Source organism: Roseateles sp. P5_E4 (assembly GCF_054049255.1).
The window spans coordinates 346474-366532 of the sequence record NZ_JBFUMS010000004.1 but is presented as its reverse complement, the minus strand read 5'-3'; the positions used below and the strand labels follow the sequence as shown (position 1 = coordinate 366532).

The window sequence follows — 20059 nt, the reverse complement described above, 5'->3', positions numbered from 1 at the left end:
CGCATTGTCAGTGAGCCCGTCGGCGCTGGCTCCACAGGCCGATGAAGCCCATGCCCGCCATCAGCAGTGCCAGGCTCTGCGGCTCCGGCACGGCGGCCGTGACCTGCAACGGCTCCCAGCTCATGGACACCAGGCCCAGGCGCTCGTCGGCGACGACGCCCGGGATCGTGTAGCTGGGCCAGCCCTTGCTGTCGAAGCTGAAGAAGCGCACGCCCTCCTCGTTCTGGCTGAAGGCGGCCATGTGCGAGAGCGTGCCGCTGGAGAGTTCGAACTCCAGGCCGGCGCGTTCGCTGAAGCCGAGGTTGAAGGCCTGCACGGCGCGGTTGCCGGACCAGTTCAGCTCAAACTCGGTCAGCTCATAGGCATAGAGCCAGCCATTGCCGTCGAGGTCGCTGCCGGCGAAATGGCCGCTCAGCGTGGCACCATCGGCGTAGCCGGTCTGGTTGAAGCTGTAGCTCTGGGCCTGGGCCGGTTCAACGAAGGTGGCGGCCAGGCTGATCAGGGTGGCGAAGCCAAAAAGGCGGGGTGAAGACATGACGGAACTCCATCGGGGGTTGAGGAGTCGTCATGCTGCCGACCGGGTCGCACGGCCGCTTCGCCCAGGAGAGCCATGCCCAGTGCCGTCGGTATTGGCCCGTTTGGGGCCGGCGCGCTCAGGCGTGCGTGATGTGCGCCCGCATCTCCGCCGTATCCAGGTGCGGCAGCGTGTTGAACGTGACGAGGTGGTGGCGCTTCGGGTTGAAGGCAAACTCGGTGACAGCCGAGTTGCGGATGCGCAGGTTGAGTTCCACAAAAGTCTCGGGCGGCGTGGACAGCACCTGGGCCACGGCCGTGGCGATAGGCCCACCGCTGGAGACGATGAGCACCTGTTTGCCCACACCCAAAGCCAGCACGCGTGCCAGCGCATCGGCCACGCCGGCGGCGAAATCCGCGTGCGCCGGCATGCCCACCGGTGCCGTCTCGCCGCTCATCCAGGCCAGCAGGCCCTGGCGAAGCAGCCGGAAGTGGTGCTTGACGGCCTCGGGGGTCGTCGGGGCATCGATGGGGCCGGGGTGGATGGCGCGCACGACGGCCTCGCTGTCGTACTCGTTCAGCCCCGGCAGTGCGACGGCGGGCAGATCCTCACCGTAGCCCTCGACGATGCCCGCCAGCGACTGCTTGTGCCGCCGCAGCGTGCCGGTGAACACGGCATCGAAGCGCTGGCCGCGTTCGCGCCAGTAAGCGCCGAGATGGCGGCATTGCTCATGGCCCTTGGCGCTGAGCTGGTCATAGTCGGCCGCACCAAAGCTGGCCTGACCGTGGCGGACGAGATAAAGGCTTCCCATGAACGTGATCATGAACGGCAAGGGCAGCGCCCGCTGTCGCGACAATGACGCCATGACACTTCGAATCGCCACGCGCGACGACACTGCCGAGATCTGGCGCGTGCGCTATGCCGTCACCGAGAACAAGCTGACCCCGGGCCGCATCTCGGATGCCGAACTGCATGTCTATCTGGAAGATTTCGGCCGTGGCTGGGTTGTCGAACTGGAGCCCGGGCGCATTGCGGGCTTTGCCATCGGCGACGCCCGCGACGGCCACATCTGGGCGATGTTCGTGGACCCGGCGTTGCATGGGCAGGGCTACGGCCGCCAGTTGCACGACGTGATGGTGAACTGGCTGTTCGCCCAGGGCCACGGGCGCCTGGACCTGGGCACCCAGCCCGATTCACGCGCCGAGGCCTTCTACCGTCGAGCCGGCTGGACGCCGACCGACGAAGGCCTGGACGTCTACGGCGACAAACGCTTTGAACTTCGCATCGAGAACTGGAACCCCCATGCTTGAAACCCATGTCGTCGAGACCGGCCCCAATCCCGGCACGACGCTGATCGTGCTGCACGGCCTGGGGGCCGACGGCCATGACTTCGTGCCCATCTGCGGCGAGCTTGATTTGAAGAGCCTGGGCGCCGTGCGCTTCGTGTTCCCGCACGCGCCCGAACGGCCCGTCACGATCAACGGCGGGTATGTGATGCGGGCCTGGTACGACATCCTCGGCGCCGACCTCGTCAAGCGCGAGGACGAGGCCGGCTTGCGCGAATCGGTGCGCCAGATCACCGAGCTGATTGACCACGAACGCACACGCGGCGTGGCGGCGGCGCGCATCGTCCTCGTCGGCTTCTCGCAGGGCTGCGCGATGGCGCTGATGACCGCCCTGCGCTACCCCGAGCGTCTCGGCGGCGCCGTCGGGCTGTCGGGTTATCTGCCATTGGCCGCGACGACGGCCGCCGAGCGCTCACCCGCCAATGCCGACCTGTCCATCTTTATGGCCCATGGCACGCAAGACCCGGTCGTCGTGCCCGCCCGCGGCACGGCCAGCCGTGACGCGTTGCGCGCCCTGGGTCATGAGGTCGAATGGCATGAATACCCGATGCCGCACTCGGTCTGCATGGAGGAGATTGAAGATCTGAACGCCTGGCTGCTGAAGCAACTGGGCTGAAGTGAAGCCCCTCGTCCAAGGAGTACCTTGGCCGGGACCGCGCTGCAGCCGGCGGCCGCAGCGCTTCGGCAGGCACGACGAGTCCACAGGACTTGCCGTGTCCGGCCTCAGCCCCCGGGGGGACGGCGATGCTTGCGGCATCAAGCCTCAAGCACATCGCCCAAGGCGGGCCGGCTAGGGAGCGGCCCGGCGCTCGGCCCGCGAATACCCAATAAAGAGCTGGGATGAGCGCTCATTTCGCTGAGCTGCATCGCCTGCGGCTCGGCGAAGATCAAGTAGTCATGGAGCGCCTGGCCGAACAGATCGTTGACTGGCACAACCGCCACCCGCTTGCGCGGCGCATCGCCGTGGGCGACGTGCACACCGTGGGCGTGGTGGCCCTGCCCTTTGTGCGCGCCTCTGCCGAGGCGGGCGGCCTGGTCGAGCCCGTGCTGACCGATGTGGTCAGCGCCTTCGACGCACTGCATGGCTCGCCACCCCTGTCACGCTGGGCGGCATGGAAGCAGCGCCTGACGCATCTGCCACGCCTGATCGCCCGGCGCCCGCGCACGCAATGGCGCGCCTTCAGCGAGAAATTCCTGCCCGGCCTGAGCCCGGCCCAGGTCGAGCGCTTTGCGCTGGCCCATGGCTTTGCCGAGCCGCCGGCCACCCCCGACAGCCGGCCCTGGCGCGTCATCGTCATCGACGAGACCCTCGCCAGCGCCCACGGCGGCTGGCCTTTCGAGCTCTATGTGATGACGGCGGGCGTCGATGTGGGCAGCGCCCGCACCCGCGTGCTGGCCGGCCGCGGCATCCCTTCGGAAATCATTGGCCGCCGGCTGTGGGACCCGATCCGCCTGGGCGCAGCGGGTGCCGTGCTGGCGGTCCTGATCGCCGTGGGTGCCTGGATGCTGTGGCCCCAACGCGCGGCCGAGCCGGCCGCTGCGCCGCCCCCGACGGCAGCGTCGGCGGCATCAGCGCCGGCCCTGCCTGTCTCCGCCTCAGCCGCTTCTGCGCCCGCCTCCGCTCCAGAGTCGGCCGTTGCGGCCGCTTCGGCCGCGCAAGCGCCCGCCAGCGAGGCTGCAAGCGACGCGCCACCGCCCGATATTCGCCCCCGCCTCGTGGAGCGCACCGACGGCATCAAGCGCCCGCCGATCCTGCGCTCGGACAAGCCCGCCGAGGCGCCTGCGGAAAAGCCGGGCGAAAAGACGGTCGACAAGCCCGAGCCTGCCGCCAGCAAGCCCGAGCCCGTCGACCCACGCCTGGCTCGCCTGGCCCAGTCATCGGACAAGGTCGTCGTCGCCCTCGTCGGCCCGCCGGGCAGCAAGGCCGAGGCCGAGGCGCTGCTGGGGAAGATGAAGGCGGGCCTGGTCGGCGTGCACGGCAACCCCGACGCGCTGCAGGCCGATGTCATCCAGACGCCCGAGGGCTGGCGCGCAACGGTCTGGCCTTTCCCGAGCCGGGAGCAGGCCCAGCTGATCAACGCGACGCTGGTGGCTCGCGGCCTCAAGACCAAGGCCGTGAACTTCTAGGACCGGCGTATGACGAAGGCGCGCTTGTCGCCGCTGTCAAAGCCACAGCGCTCGTAGAAGGCCCACACGGCGGGGTCCTTGCGGCTGGTTGTCAACACGACCTTGTAGGCACCTGCGCCCCAGGCTTGATCAATCGCATGCCGGACGACGGCCTGGCCATGCCCCTGGCCGCGATGGTCCGCATGGGTGACGACGTTCTCGATGACGCCATAGCTGCTGCCGCCGCGCGTCAGGTTGGGGATGACGGCGAGGTTGCAGCTGGCGATGAGCGTCTCACCGTCAAAAAGCCCGAAATGGCGCAGCCACGGATGTGCGAACACGGCGTGTACCGCCTCTTGCGAAGGCGGCGCATCGCCGGCGTTCAGATGCTGATAGAGATCAAGCAGAGCGTCGACATCGCCGACGCCCAGGTCACGGATCACCACAGCACTGCTCATCGCCCTGCGGGCCGAGCGCTGGGCCGCTCCCGAGCCGGCCCGCGCTGGCGATGTGCTTGCGGCTCGACGCCGCAAGCATCGCCGTCACCTCGGGGGACCGGCTGGACTCGCCCGCGTTCAGCGGCGCGAGGCCGGACGAGGGGTCTCATTATTTGACTTCCAACTTCATCGTGTTGGCAATGAAAGCCAGGATGTCGCTGCGCTCCTCGATGATCTTGGATGTCGGCTTGCCCGCGCCGTGGCCGGCGTTGACCTCGATGCGGATCAGCTTCGGAGCCGCACCCGTGTCGGCGGCCTGCAGCGTGGCGGCGTACTTGAAGCTATGGGCCGGCACGACGCGGTCGTCATGGTCGCCGGTCGTGATCAGCACGGCCGGGTACTTGGCGCCGCTCTTGATGGTGTGCACCGGCGAGTAGGCGCGCAGCGCGTTGAACATCTCCGGGCTGTCGGCGCTGGTGCCGTAGTCGGTAGCCCAGGCCCAGCCGATGGTGAAGTTCTGGTAGCGCAGCATGTCCATCACGCCGACCTGCGGCACGGCGACCGCGAACAGGTCGGGGCGCTGGTTGGTGACCGCGCCGACCAGCAGGCCGCCGTTGCTGCCACCGTTGATGGCCAGCGTCGCGGGGCTGGCGACCTTGTGGCTGATCAACCATTCGCCGGCGGCGATGAAGTCGTCGAAGACGTTCTGCTTCTTCAGCTTGGTGCCGGCCTCGTGCCAGGCCGAGCCGTATTCGCCACCGCCGCGGATGGAGGCAATGACGTAGACGCCGCCCATCCTCATCCAGGTCGCGGCCGTCACGCCATAGCCCGGGGTGATGGAGATGTCGAAGCCGCCATAGCCGTAGAGCAGGGTCGGGTTGCTGCCGTCGAACTTCAGGCCCTTCCTCGCGGCGATGAAGATGGGGAAGCGGGTGCCGTCCTTGCTGGTGACGAATTCGCGGCGGGTCTCGAACTCATCGGGGTTGAAGGCCGTCTTGGGACGCTTGAACAGGCTGATCTTGCCGGTCTTGACGTCGTAGCGATGGATCTCGGCCGGGGTGGTCAGGCTGGTGTAGCTGAAGAAGGTTTCCTTGTCGCTCCAGCGCCCGCCGAAGCCGCCAGCCGTGCCGATGCCGGGCAGCTTGACCTCGCTGAGCTGCTTGCCGTCGGCGCCATGCACGCGCACGAGGGTCGCAGCGTCATGCAGATAGCTCAACAGGAAACGGCCGCCGACGGCAGAGGCTGCCGTCATCGCATCCGGGCCCTCGGGCACCAGCGTCTTCCAATTGGCCTGCGCCGGGTTCTTCAGGTCGACAGCGACGAGCTTGCCGCGCGGGGCGCCCTTGTCGGTCTTGACGATCAGCTTGCCGTTGACGGCGGCGACAGGGGTGTACTGGGCGTCGAAGTCCAGCGTGATGGGCTGGGGCTTGCCGCCGGCAAAAGCCCCCTTGGGCAGGGGCAGCACCATCAGGCCGTTCTTGCTGCCGGCGCTCTTCCAGACGCTGATGACCAGCAGTTGGCCGTCGTCCGACACCTCGGTGCCAAAACCCCACTCCTTGTCGTCGCGGTTCTCGGCGACGAGCAGGTCCTCGCTCTGGGCCGTGCCGAGGCGGTGGTAATAGAGCTTCTGGAAGTAGTTGGCGCCCTTGAGCTTGTCGCCTTCCTTGGGCGCGTCATAGCGGGCGTAGAAGAAGCCCTTGCCATCGGCCGTCCAGGCGGCGCCGCTGAACTTGACCCATTCGATGGTGTCAGCGAGGTCCTGGCCGGTGGCGAGGTCACGCACCTTCCAGGTCTGCCAGTCGGAGCCGGCACCGGCGATGCCATAGGCCAGCAGCTTGCCGTCGCGCGAGGGCACGACGCCGCTCAGTGCCACGGTGCCGTCCTTGGACAGCAGGTTGGGGTCCAGCGCCACGACCGGCGTGTCGGCCAGGGACTTGGCCGTGTAGAGGACGTTCTGCTGCTGCAGGCCGTCGTTGCGGGTCCAGAAATAGCGGCCGCCTTCGCTGAAGGGGATGCCGAAGCGCTCGAAGTTGTAGAGCTCGGTGTAGATGCGGCGCGCCGGCAGGCGCTGCGGCATGGCGGCCAGGAACTTGTCGGTGACCTCGTTCTGCTGGACGACCCAGGCCTTGGTCTCGGCGCTGTTGTCGTCCTCCAGCCAGCGGTAGGGGTCGGCGACAGCCGTGTCGTGATAGGCGTCGACCTGGTCGACCTTGCGCGTGGCGGGATAGCTGAGGCCCTGGGCCTGGGCGCTGGTGGCGAGAACGGCTGCGAGGGTGATGGCAGACAAGGTGAGCTTCATCGAGCGGTGTCCGGGATGTGTTCCGTGAAGCCGCGGATTGTCAGCGCCGCCCGCAGGCGGCGCCGATCGTCATGCGATGAAGCCCTGACAGCAATAACCCTCAGCTTCGATAGTCCGCGTTGATGCTGACGTAGTCGTGGCTGAGGTCGCAGGTCCAGACGGTGGCGCTGGCCGAACCGCGGTTCAGGCCGACGCGGATGGTGATCTCGGACTGCTTCATGACGCGCTGGCCGTCTTCCTCGCGATAGGTCGTCAGGCGCCCGCCCTGGCGCACCACGGCAACGTCATCCAGGTCCAGGTCGATCAGGCCCTGGTCCAGGTCGCCAATGCCGGCATAGCCGACGGCCGCCAGGATGCGGCCGAGGTTCGGGTCGCTGGCAAAGAAGGCCGTCTTGACCAGCGGCGAGTGGGCGATGGCATAGGCCGCCAGCCTGCACTCGGCCTCGTCACGGCCGCCTTCGACGGTGATGGCAATGAACTTGGTCGCGCCCTCGCCGTCGCGCACGATGGCCTGCGCGAGTTCCTGGGCCAGCGCGATCAGCGCCTCGCGCAACGTCTTGGCCTCGGCGCTGTCCAGCGACGTGATCTCGGCATGCGCCGCGCGGCGCGACGCAATCAGCATGAAGCAGTCGTTGGTGGAGGTGTCGCCGTCGATGGTGATGCGGTTGAAGGAGGCGTCGGCCGCTTCTTTCACCAGCGGCTGCAGCAGGGCCGGGGCGACGTTGGCGTCGGTGGCGACGAAGCCCAGCATGGTGGCCATGTTCGGCCGGATCATGCCGGCGCCCTTGGAGATGCCGGTCAGGGTGACGGGCACGCCGCCGATCTCGATGCGGCGTGAAGCGGCTTTAGGCAGGGTGTCCGTCGTCATGATGCCGGCGGCAGCCTCGGCCCAGTTGTCGGCCTTCAGCGCGGCCAGGGCGGCGGGCAGGCCGGCGGTGATGCGGTCCACCGGCAGGGTCTCCATGATGACGCCGGTCGAGAAAGGCAGGATCTGCTCTGGCTGGCAGCCGATCAAGCCGGCCAGGGCCTGGCAGGTCTGGCGCGCACGGGCCAGGCCGTCGGCACCGGTGCCGGCGTTGGCATTGCCGGTGTTGATCAGCAATGCGCGGATGGCCGAGCCGCCGGCCAGATGCTCGCGGCAAAGCTGCACGGGAGCGGCGCAGAAGCGGTTGGTCGTGAAGACGCCGGCGACCGCGGCGCCCTCTTCCAGCGCGATGACGCTGAGGTCACGCCGGTTGGCCTTGCGCACGCCGGCCATGGTCACGCCAAGGCGCACGCCCGGCACGGGCAACAGGGAGGCGGGATCGGGGGCGGTGAGATTGACGGGCATGGCGCGCTCGGTTGGTGTCAGGGAAAGCGCGAGGATTCTAAGAAGTGAAAAAGGCTCCCGAGGGAGCCTTTGCAAGGAGCTGAAAGTGGATCAGCGCGGCAGACGGCGGCGGGCCAGCAGACCGATGACGCCCAGGCCGCCCAGGAAGAGGGCATAGGTCTCGGGCTCGGGGACCGCGTTGACGGCGCTTGCGACGACGAGGTCCTGGTAGCTGGCGTTGCTGAGCTTGGTCAGGCTGTACAGCGCCGGACCCTCGTAGCTCTGAGCGGCGGCCAGGTAGTTGGTGGCCAGGGCCTGCACCGAATTGTTGATGCCATTTTGCTGGCCGGTGGCACCTTCCGTCTTCAGGAAAAAGCTGCCACTACCCTGGGCAACGCTGAGCGTGCCGCTGCTCTCGCGCATGATTTCCCAGACTGCGAGCTGGAAGGCGGCTTGCTGGTTGCCGGAGTGGACCGAAGCAAACTTGCTGGAGTACAGCGCCTGCAGCAGTGTGTCCTGGCTGCCACTGAAGCTGCCGACCGTGTAGGTCTTGAAGTTGGGCGTCACGCCGTCGCTCTTGAAGCTCAGCGCGAAGGACTGGGTCGGCTCGATGCAGTAGGCCAGGAAACTGCCGGTGGCGGCATCCGTGAAGTTCAGTCCACCGGTGACGTAGTTGGTCGTCAGCGAGGTGGTGAGCGCCGGATCGCCGGCATCACGGTCGACGAAGCGGATGCTGACGGTGTCGGCGGCGAATGCCGAAGCGCTCATCAGCAGGGCGGCGGCGAGAGTCAGAGGCTTGAACATGGTTGGACTGCTTTCGTGATTGGGGCGGCTGGACGCGGCTCAGCGAGCGCGGCGACGGGACAGGCTCATTCCGGCCAGGGCCACGGCCACCAGGGCCAGGGCGGTGGGCTCGGGCAACTCGGTGGTCGACGTGCTGCCTTCCAGCGTGGCGGTGTAGCCCTCGAAGCCCTTGGCGCTGAAGCCGGCGCCAAGGACGTGCAGCTGCCAGGCGCCCGCCGACAGCCATTGCTGGCCCAGAGTCCAGGTCTCGATGCCGAAGATGTCGTTGTCCACGTCGATGCCGGCGCCGACCGGCGTCAGCGCGACGGACGTGCCACCCTGGGTGAGGTAGGCCGAGGTGATGTCGACGCTGGCCTGGTCTTCGGCCGAGAACGTGATGACGCTGCCGCCCATCAGCGTCACACCGTTCAAGGTGAAACCGAAGATGTCGTTGAACTGCGCGGCACCTGCGCCGTTGGACATGATGGCGTCGTTGGAAAAGCTGAACGACACCGGCGTCACCGCTGCGGTCGCATTGCATGCAGCGGCAACAAGACTGAGGGCGGCGAGCGCTTTAGACAACGTTTTCATCACGTACTTTCAGGTTCTCTATTCGGGTCTACCCGGAGTTTCGCCGGGGAATGACTGCACTCTAGGGGGGTGAGAGCGGTCCGAGCACCCCTCATGCGCGTGGCGCAGGCGGCGGGATGTGCCCAAACGCACGCTTTTCCCCCCACATGGGTGGGCTGCGCGGGGTGAGCCACCAATGAAAACGGGCCGGCAAAGCCGGCCCGTGGCGGGATGCGACCAGGAAAACTCAGGCCAGCTTGCCGTGGCAGAGCTTGAACTTCTTGCCACTGCCGCAGGGGCAGGGGTCGTTGCGGCCCACGTGGCCGTATTCGGCCAGCAGCGTGGCGGGGTCGACGTCCTGGCTGATGGAGCCGTCCTCGTTGGGGTGCTGGTAGGTCACGTTGGACACCGCTTCGGCACGGCGCTCCATGGCCTCGGCGGCCTGGCTGGCCTCTTCCTGGCTCTGGATGCGCACATTCATCAGCGTGCGGGTGACTTCCATCTTCACGAGGTCCAACAGCTGGGAGAACAGCTCGAAGGCTTCGCGCTTGTATTCCTGCTTGGGGTTCTTCTGGGCATAGCCGCGCAGGTGGATGCCCTGGCGCAGATAGTCCAGCGCGGCCAGGTGCTCGCGCCAGCGCTGGTCGATGCTCTGCAGCAGCACCATGCGCATGAAGGGGTTGAACTGATCGATGCCGACGCGCTCGAGCTTGTCCTGGAAGAGCTCGTCGCCGGCCTTGGTGACGGTTTCCAGAATGTCGTCGTCGGTGATCGAGTCGCTCTTCTTGACGAGTTCGGTCAGTGACAGGCCAATCTGCCATTCGCCCTGCAACACCTGCTCCAGACCGGGCAGGTCCCACTGCTCTTCCACGCTCTCGGCCGGCACGAAGGTGCGCACGACATCGCTCAGCGTGGACTCGCGCAGCGAAGCGATCTGGGCGATGAGGCTATCGGCCTCGAGAATGTCGTTGCGCTGCTGGTAGATGACCTTGCGCTGGTCGTTCGAGACGTCGTCGTACTCGAGCAACTGCTTGCGGATATCGAAGTTGCGCGCCTCGACCTTGCGTTGGGCGCCTTCAATGCTGCGCGTGACGATGCCGGCCTCGATGGCCTCGCCTTCGGGCATCTTGAGCCGGTCCATGATGGCGCGCACGCGCTCACCGGCAAAGATGCGCATCAGCTGGTCGTCCAGCGACAGGTAGAAGCGCGAAGAACCCGGGTCGCCCTGGCGGCCGGCACGGCCGCGCAGCTGGTTGTCGATGCGGCGGCTCTCGTGGCGCTCGGTCGCGATGATGCGCAGGCCACCCTCGGCCCGCACCTTGTCATGCAGGCCCTGCCACTCGTCCTTGAGCTGCTGGATGCGGCGCGCCTTCTCGTCGGCGGGGACCGCCTCGTCGGCCTCGAGGAACTTGACCTGGTTCTCGACGTTGCCGCCCAGCACGATGTCGGTGCCGCGGCCGGCCATGTTGGTGGCGATGGTGATGACGCCCGGGCGACCGGCCTGGGCGACGATCTGCGCTTCCTTCTCGTGCTGCTTGGCGTTCAGCACGTTGTGCGGCAGCTTGGCCTGGTCCAGCAGCTTGGAGATCAGCTCGGAGTTCTCGATGGACGTCGTGCCCACCAGCACCGGCTGGCCGCGCGTGTGGCAGGCGCGGATGTCCTCGATGACGGCGTTGTACTTTTCCTTGTCGGTCTTGTAGACCAGGTCCAGCTCGTCCTTGCGGATGGTCGGGCGGTTCGGCGGGATGACGACGGTCTCGAGGCCGTAGATCTCCTGGAACTCATAGGCCTCGGTGTCGGCCGTGCCCGTCATGCCCGACAGCTTGCCGTACATGCGGAAGTAGTTCTGGAAGGTGATCGAGGCCAGCGTCTGGTTCTCCGCCTGGATCTCCACGCCTTCCTTGGCCTCGACAGCCTGATGCAGGCCGTCGCTCCAGCGTCGCCCGCTCATCAGGCGGCCGGTGAACTCGTCGACGATGGTGACCTCGCCGTTCTGCACGACGTAATGCTGGTCGCGGTGATAGACGTGGTGGGCCCGCAGCGCTGCATTCAGGTGATGCATCAGCGTGATGTTGGCCGCGTCGTACAGGCTCGCGCCTTCCGGGATCAGGCCGGCCTCGGTCAGCAGCGCCTCCGCAACCTCGTGGCCGTCTTCGGTCAGGTGGATCTGGTGCGACTTCTCGTCCACCGTGAAGTCGCCCGGCTCGATGACGCCTTCACCGGTGCGCGGGTCGAGCTCGCCGATCTGCTTCTTCAGCTTGGGCACGACGGCGTTGATGCGCTTGTAGACGTCGGTGTGGTCGTCCGCCTGGCCCGAGATGATCAGCGGTGTGCGCGCCTCGTCGATGAGGATCGAGTCCACCTCGTCGACGATGGCGTAGGACAGGCCGCGCTGCACGCGATCGGCCGTCTCGTAGACCATGTTGTCGCGCAGGTAGTCGAAGCCGTACTCGTTGTTGGTGCCGTAGGTGACGTCGGCGGCGTAGGCGGTCTGCTTCTGCTCGCGCGGCATCTGCGGCAGGTTGATGCCGACCGACAGCCCGAGGAAGGTGTAGAGCTTGCCCATCCACTCCGCGTCGCGGCGCGCCAGGTAGTCGTTCACCGTGACGACGTGGACACCCTTGCCCGTCAGCGCGTTCAGGTAGACCGGCAGCGTGGCCATCAGCGTCTTGCCTTCGCCGGTGCGCATTTCGGCGATCTTGCCGTCGTTGAGCACCATGCCGCCGATCAGCTGCACGTCGAAGTGGCGCATCTTCAGCGAGCGCTTGCTGCCTTCGCGGCAGACGGCGAAAGCTTCGGGCAGGATGTCGTCGACCGTCTCGCCGGCAGCGATGCGCTGCTTGAATTCAGCCGTCTGGGCGCGCAATTCGTCGTCGCTCAAGCCCTCGTACTTCGGCTCCAGCGCGTTGATCTGCTGCACGGTGCGGCGGTACTGCTTGAGCAAACGCTCATTGCGGCTACCGAAAATCGAGGTGAGAAGCTTGGGCAACATGCTGCGAGGAATGAGGAGCTGCGCGGCACCGGGCGGGCTGTCCAACCGGTGGGAGGCGCGAATCTGAGGGCACGGCGAGGCATTGCAAGACGGACTTGCCCGGCCGCGCAAAACGGCGCAGTTTAGCAGTGGGCTTTTGGCCAGGATCGCCGCCTCACTACACTGCGGCTATGGCCAACCCGCCCCGCTACCTTGCTCCCAAGAGCGTGCGCGTCAGCGTCCCGTCGCCGACACCGGTGGCCGACGCGTTGCGTGCTCACGAGGGCCTGAGTCAGCTCAATGCGCGCCTGGAGGCGTCACGGCGGCGGCTGCGCATCATCGGGCCCGCGTTGCCGGGCAATCTGCTGGCCAGCCTGCAACCCGGGCCGCTGGACGAAGAAGGCTGGAGCCTGCTGGCCGCCAACGCGGCCGTCGCCGCCAAGCTGCGCCATCTGCTGCCCCGGCTGGAAGCCCTGCTGGCCCAGGCCGGGCTGCCTGGACATATCCGCGTGAAGCTGATCCAGAAATAGGCGCACATGAAAAAACCCACTGTCGCGAGACAGTGGGTTTGCATTGGTGCGGCTATCCGACCCAAACCCAGCGCCTAACGCATTGACGCATAAGGCGCAGCACCCGTCACGCCACCGAAGATACCGTCACAAATACCGTCAGCGCGGTCATGCTGCCTCGCGCCCCGCGGCCAGCTCACTTCGAATCGAAACTCACAGACGGCGTAGGTGACAGCGCCCAGACGAACTCGATGACCATCGTGTCGGCCACGGGGTTGCTGTCCTTGAAGGAAGGGGTGTATGAGCAGCGCGGCAGCACGGCGCGGGCGGCTTCATCCAGCTCGGGCGTGCCGCTAGATACAAGCACCTCGCTGGACAGCACCCTCGCCTGGGCGCTCATGTTCACCCGAATCTGGCCGGTGCCCGAACGGCCCGCAGCCAGGCTCTCGGGCGGGTAGGCAGGCTTGGGGCAAGAGCCCGTGCGCAGCACGCCCTTGCCCGTGTAGTTGCCAGGCGGCTTCATGGGCTCCACCGCCACGACTTTGGTCTTCCCCGAGCTGAGGGTGACGCCCTTGAAGAAGGTCTCTGCGTCCTCTTGCGCCTGCGCATCCCGACTAAACGCTGAACGCGAATAGCCCGCCATGAAGCCCATGGGGACGCTCCCCTCCAGCCGGCAGGCAAGAATGATGACGCTCATGGGCAGATTCAGCGTTTCGCCGGATTGGGGCACCACAAGAGCTTGTGTCGTCTCCGCCACGGCTGTGACGCAGGGGTAGCCGCGCGACTGGCTGCCCTTGTACGTCACCTCATGCACAGCCAGGAGCTTGGGCAGGGCAGCCGCAATGCTCTGCTTCAGCTCGGCCTCAATGCCCGCCAAGTCGCCGGATGATTTCAGAGCCATGAGCGCGACGTAGGCGGTGGACTGCTTTTTGGCCACCTGGTCGATGCGCTGGAAGGCGATGACTTGCTCACTGCGCCGGACGACCTGCCAGCCCTCGCCGCTCGGCTTGGTCACATCCAAAGGCGGGATGGTGACGGTCTCGACACCTTCGGCGCGGGCGCCTCCGAGACACCCGAGCAGCAGCAGCGCCGCGGCGCCAATTCTTGAATGCATGACCAAAATCAGGTTGTTGTTGTCTACAGGCGCGCCTCCAGGCCGCCCCTCACGGCCTGGAACTCACCCTCTCCCTCTCGCCAGGTTCATGCCGAAGATTTCAGCAGCGCGTCGTCCGCTCACATGGCAGCGATGGCGTCGCTCTCCTCCCCCGGCACCAGCGCTGCGCGTCAGCACAACCCGGCGGTGCAATTATCGTCGCCCAGGAAGACATCGAAGATGTTGAGCTTGCCGGTCACCGCGGCATCGAAAGCCGCTGAAAGTTTCCGCGAAAGTTTCCATTCGTTTCCAGCAAAAGAGGTCTCTCCAGCCCCCTGTCGCCGGTCCAGGTTGTCAGGCAGGTTTACAAGAGGTTGACAGCACGCCCGCGCTAGCGGCTGCGGCGCCACCAGGCGCCTCCCCTGTTCCTGTTCCTGTTCCAGTGGTGTGACTCCGGTGTGACTCCACCCGGAGTCACACCGGACACGCTCTTCGCCCGGCTGCTGGCCTTGCGCTCGCGGTCGGCCTTGCGAGAGTCGCGCATGCGCTCGACGCTCCCGGACACCGCGGGGTGATACCGCCGGTCGCCAGTGCCCTGCAGCGGGTCGACCCTGCCTAGCGGGGCTTGCCCGTATACGCCCGCTTGCCTGCCAGCGCCTTGTTCTGATGGACGAACCTCGCCACTCGCAGGGTGCCCGTTGTCGGGTCGTCCCCAGACTCGTCGTCCGTCGACGACGTCGACTGGCTGCGCTGCGGAGAAGGCGAGGACGGCTTTGTGGGTTGCGCCGGCCTTGGCTTGCTCATGATTGTTTCCTTTTGCCCCGCTGGTTTGGGGGCTACCACACCCTGTATGGCGCCGCGGCGGCTGTCGCGGAACGGATGACCCGGTGGCCCTCGCCAAACAGCCCACCGATGGCGTTGCTGACGGCGTTGATGGCCTCCTCGGCCTGCTGGTCGGTGTCGCCTAGTCGCGGGGTCTCGCTATCGGCGAGGCCTCGGCCGGAGCCCCATCGCTTGAGGATGGCCTGGCCTGCGGCTCGGGCTTCGACCGACGGGACTCCTCCAGCTCGAACTGCATCACGTCCCACGACGGGCACGCCGGCATCGGCCGGAGCCGGTGTGGGGGCTGCTGGGGTTGCGGCTGCTGTTGGTTGCTGCGCTTCATGCATCGTGCCCCCTCGTGACGGCGATTGTCCCTGCCATTTCCGGCCTCACTGCCAGACTGCACCGCGGCATCGCTCGATGCAGCAACACGCATAGGGGGGCCTTGGCGGCCAGGGACTCGCGCATTGGACGTCCTACCTGGACGATGCGGGCAAGGCGCCCGCCGCGCCATCTTGGCACCGAGCGCTACTTGTGACGCCAGACCTTCACCGCTGATATGACAAGGATGGCGGCCAGCGCGGGCAGCAGGACAGCGCTCGGAACCACGCCGAGCAGTTGGCCGCCGACGGCCGCACCCGCGACAGAGCCCAGCGCCATAGCGAGCACGAAGCGCCGGTTGCGCCGCAGCACCTCGAAGGCGCTGTCCCGGCTGAAGCGGATGAAGCCGACGACCATCGTCGGCAGGCTGATGGCCACGGAGAGGCTGCCCGCGAGCTTGATATCAGCGCCAAACAGCAGGATGAGGGTCGGGATGAGCAGTTCGCCACCGGCCACCCCCATCACGGCAGCGACGACGCCAATGACGAAGCCGGCCAGCAGCCCCACCACCACCTGCGCTGGGCCATGCAGCCGGGCACCGTCAGCGTGGACGCCGTGCGCGAACAGCAGCACGGCTGCGATGGCCAGCAGCATGATGCTGATGACCTGGTAGAGCCGTCGGTTGCTGAGCTTTGTGGCCCATCCTGCGCCCAGCCACGCACCCACCAGACTGCCGCCAAGCAGGTTGATGATGCTGGGCCAGTTGGCAGCCAGCTCGTGCGCGGGCACCGTGCCCATGCGGAAGACCAGGGCGCTGCTGACGACTATCAAGCTCATGGCCTTGTTCAGGATGACGGCGTGGAGCGCGATGAACCCGAACAGGCCGATGAGGAGCGGCAGGCGGAACTCCGCACCGCCCAGGCCGATGAGCCCGCCCAGGACGCCGACGGCTGCGCCGGCCAGCGAGGCGCCCAGGATGCGTTTCGGGGTCTCCGCCATGATGGTCGTCATGGCGAGATTGTGAAGCGGGCGACGGCCACCCCGCTGCGCAGCAGGCCGCCTTGCGCTAGCAGCTTGCATGCACTGCGCTAGCCCCATGGCCGCTTGCGGGAGCGGCCCAAGCCTGCCTACCGACGTGGACAGCGCAGGACTGGCTTGAGAAGATTGCCCGCATTCAATTTCAAAGACGCCGGAGGCGCCATGACCCAACTGGCCAATGCTGACATGTTCGCGAAGATGGATGCCTTCGAGTCGTCACCACAGGGATGGGAATTTCTCTATGCAAGCCCGGTAGGCCACGGCCCCGTCATCAATGTCGACCTGCGCGGCGAGCGCGGCTGCTGGCTCGAAGTCAAAGAGCTGACTGAAAAGCTAGGCCTCAAAGACCCCCAAGACCTGCTTAGGCTGGCGCTGTACCAGTTGCTGGAACAGCAGGTAGCCGGCCCGGAGGCAAGAGCCCGCCTCGTGGGGCGGACGGCGGCCAAGGAGCACATGGTGCGTGAGGTTTGCGCCCGGGCCGCATCTCGGCGCCTCAGTCGCTAGCTCCTGGGGCCGCCGACCGGAGCCCTTGCGCGCAAGTTGCCACGCAGGTTTCCAAACAGGTTTCCAGTTGGTTTCCAAGCTGGACTGCTATTGCAGTAGACCCGACCTGAACCGCATCCTGTGTTGCAGTTGCATGCAGATGGACCGCTATTGCAGTTGCAGCTTCGCTAGCGAGGGCGCCGTGCATCCTCGCTGGTTCGCCTGCCCGTGCCGGTCATGATGGCGGTGAAGCTTCTTGCAGGCTCGGCCGGCACGTCTACTCCCATGCGGGCCAGGAACGGCGCCGGGTTGGCTTCTATGCACGCCTGGAACACCGGCCAGAAGGGGCACTCCCGCGCCGGGCTCTGGCTCATCCTGGCCATGACCAGGCGGACCCCTTCCACCTTGCGCGCGCCGCTGAGCCGCGCGGGCTGCCGCAACCCGTATGTGGCAGCAGGCCCGCTGAACAAAGCCGCCCTGAGCTTCATGACGCGCTTCTTGTCGAGAAGGCGAGACCCGACCCACCTCCCGCCCTCGATGGGTAGCAGCAGGCAGTGGACGTGCGGCGCGCCCTGGTCGCGATGGACGACGGCACTGATGACGAGGCCAGCGGTCTGCCTGGCCAGCAGGGCCACGCATTCGCGCAGGTAGTCGCCGTGCCGCGCCAAGCCCGGCGGCGCGCTGAACACCACCTCGACCAGCCACGATGCGTCCTTGCGCTGGGGCGGCACCAGGCCATGCAAGGCGAGCGCGTCAGCCATGGCCCGCTGGGCATCATCGACGCACAACGCGCCCTGCAGGACTTCGTTGGCGCTCGTCAATGCGGGGTTGCAACCTGCCGGGCAGGGGTGGCCCGGAATCAGGTGCCGCAGGTTGTGCTTGAAGGCGGGCAGCACCCGCTCCGGATGCACGCCGCGCACGCCAACGTACACGCCGCCGCCCGGCATCTCTCCGCCGTGCGCGAAGGCATGCCCGTCACCCATGGTCGTCCAAGGTGTAGGCCACCGTCCCGCGCGGGTTGCCCTCCTCATCGACGCGCCAGACCGGCTCGCTGTGTATGAGACGCCCCTGCCTGCGCAGCTTGTTGACGATGGCGGCAGGGTGATAGATACCAAGATGCAGACGCGCCTCGAACGGGGTCACGCCCGCGGGCCGCACGCGCATGCCCTCAAGGAGGCGCTGCTGGCAGGCATCGACGCTGAAGCCCGGATGCTCGTCGCGGATGCGGCAGAAGACGGCCAGGTGCTCAGAGGCCAGGTGCGGGTGCGGGCGACGGGAGGCCTGGCGGGCCGCGACAGCGCGGCCGTCGGCACGAGCGAAGACAGGGGTGCGGGTCATTGCGCATCTCCCAGCGCGGCCGCGGCGACGCACTCGTCCACCCACGCCTGCACGTCAGCAAAGAGCCAGGCGGTCACGTTGGGACCCAACTTCATGGGCTTCGGGAACGTGCCGTTTCGCACCTTGCGCCAGATGGTGTTGGCGCTGAAGGGCAGCATGCCTTTTTGGGGCGGGTTGCGCCGGCCGCAGAGGTCGGACAGGCGAAGGAACACGGGGTTGCTCATCAGTACATCGCCCATAGGGGCGCGTCTATGCAGCCCGGCGCTGACCTAGTCAGGCGGCGGGTGCGTTGCAGAGGGAGGGGGATTGAGCAGAGCCGCCCCGGGCGGGGCGACGGCCGGATAGCCTCGTCGCATGCGACGAAGACGGCCGGCACCTCGTTGATGGGCAAGGGTGCCCTACGGCACGCCGTTAGAGCGGCGAAGGCCCTGGGCCGGATGGCCCTGACTTTTCCTTGCGTTGACCCGGTGCTGTTCTGCATCGGTTGCGTATTCTTCGCATACGCCGCGCCGTGTCACGTTGCGCATATATGCGCCATGCCGTGCCATGTCGTATCGATGCGACACGCCGGGCGTGGCGCAGCCCAAGGTCGATCAGGCCGCTCGGGCCATGGGGATGACGTTGCCGCCGGGCAGCAGCGACTCCCCCGCCTCCAGCGCCTGCACCACGGCGCCCCAGTCGGCCATCAAGCGACGGCGCTCCTCCAGGTGCTCGCCGCGCGCGTAGGCGGCCACGACCCTGTTGCGCTCGGCGTGGTCCAACTGGCGCTCCAGGGCGTCGCGCGACCAGCCGCGCTCGCCCAGGATGCTGCGGGCGGAAGCCCGCAAGCCATGCAAGGTCTGCCTGTCCTTGTAGCCCATGCGCCAGAGCATGCGACCGATGGTGTTCTCGCTCATGTGGTCGGCCTTGCCCGTGACGTTGGGGAAGAGGAGAGCCGCATGGCCGCTCAACGCCCGCAGTTCGGCCAGGGTGGCCAGCGTCGCATCCGACAGGGGGACGATGTGGGCCTGGCTCAGGCCCTTGCCCATCTTCATCCTGCCGGCGGGCACGCGCCACTCGCGCGCGTCAAGGTCGAACTCGACCCACTGCGCCAAACGCAGCTCCTGCGACCGCACGAAGGTCAGCAGCGCCAAGCGGGCCGCCAAGAGCGTTAGCCGGTCGGCACTCTGGTAGGCCTTCAGGTCGCGCAGGAAGGCTCCAAACTCGCGTGGCGTGGTCAGGGCAGGCCTATGGGTGACGTCGGGGTTGGCGAGCGCGCCGCGCAGGTCGGCAGCCGGGTTGCGCTCGCCGTGCCCTTCCTGGATGCCGAAGCGGAAGACCTGGCCGCAGACCTCGCGCATGCGCGTCGCCGTGTAGGCCTGCGGGATGCCGCGCAGCACGCGCAGCAGCTCAGGCGGCTCGATGCTCTTTAGCGGCCGATGGCCAAGCGCGGGGAAGACGTGCGCCTCCATCTGCGCCAAGACCTTGGCGGCCGTCGCGTCCGCCCACTCCGCCGACTTCACCTTGTGCCAGGCCAGGGCCACGGCCTTGAAGGTGTTGGCGGCCTCAGCGCGGGCGCGGTGCCTGTCAGCCGTGCGCTTGCCCATGGGGTCCAGGCCTTGACGCAGGTGCTGGCGCGCGGTCTCGTGGGCCTGGCGGGCCTCGGCGAGGCTGACCTCGGGGTAGACGCCCAGGGCCAGGGTCAGGCGCTTGCCGGCAAACCTGTAGTCGAAGCGCCAGTAGCGCGCGCCACCGGGCTGCACCAGCAGGTAGAGCCCCGCGCCATCGGCGAGCTTGAAGGCCTTCTCGGCGGGCTTGGTTTGCTTAACGGCTTGGGCGGTCAGGCCCTTGGCGAGGGTCGGCATGACGGTATCGCTTCCCTGGCGGCATCGAAGTACCGCCTCTTGTACCGGCAGAAGTGACGGTATTCACTGACGCGGGATGATACGAGGCGATACACGGGCCGCAAGAAAAAAGCCCCCAAGTGGTTGATTCACCTGGGGGCCTTGATGCTGCTTGAGTCGGGGTGACTCAATGAAATGGTGCCGGCTATCGGATTCGAACTGATGACCTACCGCTTACAAGGCGGTTGCTCTACCAACTGAGCTAAGCCGGCGAAAAACAGGCGAGATTCTAGTCGC

The 20059-nt window shown here is 67.0% G+C and carries 19 protein-coding genes and 1 tRNA gene; 5 read left to right on the top strand and 15 right to left on the bottom strand.

The window, feature by feature from the left end:
* Positions 1-7: 7 nt before the first annotated feature.
* Together ACXJLH_RS10885 and ACXJLH_RS10880 are read right to left on the bottom strand one after the other, a co-directional pair.
* On the bottom strand, positions 8-535 hold the full coding sequence (locus ACXJLH_RS10885; RefSeq protein WP_457443996.1) for a PEP-CTERM sorting domain-containing protein: 528 nt from the start codon (positions 533-535) through the stop codon (positions 8-10).
* A gap of 118 nt (positions 536-653) precedes the next feature.
* On the bottom strand, positions 654-1325 hold the full coding sequence (locus ACXJLH_RS10880; RefSeq protein WP_056193121.1) for a histidine phosphatase family protein: 672 nt from the start codon (positions 1323-1325) through the stop codon (positions 654-656).
* Between the two features lie 52 nt (positions 1326-1377).
* Here ACXJLH_RS10880 and ACXJLH_RS10875 point away from each other — a divergent pair, with 52 nt between their 5' ends.
* The 3 genes from ACXJLH_RS10875 (at position 1378) to ACXJLH_RS10865 (ending at position 3987) form a co-directional block, all read left to right on the top strand.
* A complete protein-coding gene (locus ACXJLH_RS10875; RefSeq protein WP_457443994.1) occupies positions 1378-1824 on the top strand; it encodes a GNAT family N-acetyltransferase in 447 nt (148 codons plus the stop codon).
* Positions 1817-2476: an alpha/beta hydrolase gene (locus ACXJLH_RS10870; RefSeq protein ID WP_457443992.1), complete on the top strand. Its 660-nt coding sequence runs from the start codon at positions 1817-1819 to the stop codon at positions 2474-2476. The genes ACXJLH_RS10875 and ACXJLH_RS10870 overlap by 8 nt, the downstream gene beginning before the upstream one ends.
* Before the next feature lie 224 nt (positions 2477-2700).
* Entirely contained in the window at positions 2701-3987 is a 1287-nt protein-coding gene (locus tag ACXJLH_RS10865) for a hypothetical protein (RefSeq protein ID WP_457443990.1), read from the top strand.
* Here ACXJLH_RS10865 and ACXJLH_RS10860 read toward each other — a convergent pair.
* From ACXJLH_RS10860 to secA, 6 genes are all read right to left on the bottom strand, one after another.
* Positions 3984-4409 (bottom strand): GNAT family N-acetyltransferase, encoded by a 426-nt coding sequence (locus ACXJLH_RS10860; RefSeq protein WP_235531819.1) that lies wholly within the window; start codon positions 4407-4409, stop codon positions 3984-3986. The two genes, ACXJLH_RS10865 and ACXJLH_RS10860, sit on opposite strands and share 4 nt — an antisense overlap.
* A gap of 163 nt (positions 4410-4572) precedes the next feature.
* Positions 4573-6690 (bottom strand): prolyl oligopeptidase family serine peptidase, encoded by a 2118-nt coding sequence (locus tag ACXJLH_RS10855; RefSeq protein ID WP_457443988.1) that lies wholly within the window; start codon positions 6688-6690, stop codon positions 4573-4575.
* 112 nt (positions 6691-6802) lie between these two features.
* Positions 6803-8032 (bottom strand): bifunctional glutamate N-acetyltransferase/amino-acid acetyltransferase ArgJ, encoded by a 1230-nt coding sequence (gene argJ, locus ACXJLH_RS10850; RefSeq protein ID WP_457351450.1) that lies wholly within the window; start codon positions 8030-8032, stop codon positions 6803-6805.
* Between the two features lie 90 nt (positions 8033-8122).
* Positions 8123-8815, bottom strand: a complete 693-nt coding sequence (locus ACXJLH_RS10845; RefSeq protein WP_457351452.1) for a PEP-CTERM sorting domain-containing protein — start codon at positions 8813-8815, stop codon at positions 8123-8125.
* A 39-nt stretch (positions 8816-8854) separates the two neighbouring features.
* The gene (locus tag ACXJLH_RS10840) at positions 8855-9385 is read right to left on the bottom strand and encodes a PEP-CTERM sorting domain-containing protein (protein WP_157281139.1); all 531 of its coding nucleotides are present in this window, start codon (positions 9383-9385) and stop codon (positions 8855-8857) included.
* A 226-nt stretch (positions 9386-9611) separates the two neighbouring features.
* Complete coding sequence (gene secA / locus ACXJLH_RS10835) at positions 9612-12356, bottom strand: preprotein translocase subunit SecA (RefSeq protein WP_056192814.1); 2745 nt, start codon at positions 12354-12356, stop codon at positions 9612-9614.
* Between the two features lie 170 nt (positions 12357-12526).
* Here secA and ACXJLH_RS10830 point away from each other — a divergent pair, with 170 nt between their 5' ends.
* Complete coding sequence (locus ACXJLH_RS10830) at positions 12527-12865, top strand: hypothetical protein (protein WP_157281141.1); 339 nt, start codon at positions 12527-12529, stop codon at positions 12863-12865.
* A gap of 175 nt (positions 12866-13040) precedes the next feature.
* On the opposite strand, the gene ACXJLH_RS10825 is transcribed toward ACXJLH_RS10830, so the two are convergent.
* Positions 13041-13958, bottom strand: coding sequence for an energy transducer TonB (locus ACXJLH_RS10825; RefSeq protein WP_457443986.1), 918 nt, complete (start codon positions 13956-13958; stop codon positions 13041-13043).
* Between the two features lie 1329 nt (positions 13959-15287).
* Positions 15288-16091 (bottom strand): sulfite exporter TauE/SafE family protein, encoded by an 804-nt coding sequence (locus tag ACXJLH_RS10820; RefSeq protein WP_457443985.1) that lies wholly within the window; start codon positions 16089-16091, stop codon positions 15288-15290.
* A 189-nt stretch (positions 16092-16280) separates the two neighbouring features.
* On the opposite strand from ACXJLH_RS10820, the gene ACXJLH_RS10815 reads away from it, so the two are divergent.
* A complete protein-coding gene (locus ACXJLH_RS10815) occupies positions 16281-16622 on the top strand; it encodes a hypothetical protein (protein WP_457443983.1) in 342 nt (113 codons plus the stop codon).
* Positions 16623-16789: 167 nt separating this feature from the next.
* Here the strand turns inward: ACXJLH_RS10815 and ACXJLH_RS10810 are convergent, their stop codons facing one another.
* The 5 genes from ACXJLH_RS10810 to ACXJLH_RS10790 form a co-directional block, all read right to left on the bottom strand.
* Positions 16790-17584 (bottom strand): plasmid recombination protein, encoded by a 795-nt coding sequence (locus tag ACXJLH_RS10810; protein WP_457443982.1) that lies wholly within the window; start codon positions 17582-17584, stop codon positions 16790-16792.
* The gene (locus tag ACXJLH_RS10805) at positions 17577-17939 is read right to left on the bottom strand and encodes a helix-turn-helix domain-containing protein (RefSeq protein ID WP_457443980.1); all 363 of its coding nucleotides are present in this window, start codon (positions 17937-17939) and stop codon (positions 17577-17579) included. Before ACXJLH_RS10805 ends, ACXJLH_RS10810 begins: the two co-directional genes overlap by 8 nt.
* Positions 17936-18163: a helix-turn-helix transcriptional regulator gene (locus tag ACXJLH_RS10800; protein ID WP_457443978.1), complete on the bottom strand. Its 228-nt coding sequence runs from the start codon at positions 18161-18163 to the stop codon at positions 17936-17938. Before ACXJLH_RS10800 ends, ACXJLH_RS10805 begins: the two co-directional genes overlap by 4 nt.
* A gap of 369 nt (positions 18164-18532) precedes the next feature.
* Complete coding sequence (locus ACXJLH_RS10795) at positions 18533-19783, bottom strand: tyrosine-type recombinase/integrase (RefSeq protein ID WP_457443976.1); 1251 nt, start codon at positions 19781-19783, stop codon at positions 18533-18535.
* A gap of 175 nt (positions 19784-19958) precedes the next feature.
* A tRNA-Thr gene (locus ACXJLH_RS10790) sits at positions 19959-20034 on the bottom strand.
* Between the last annotated feature and the right edge of the window lie 25 nt (positions 20035-20059).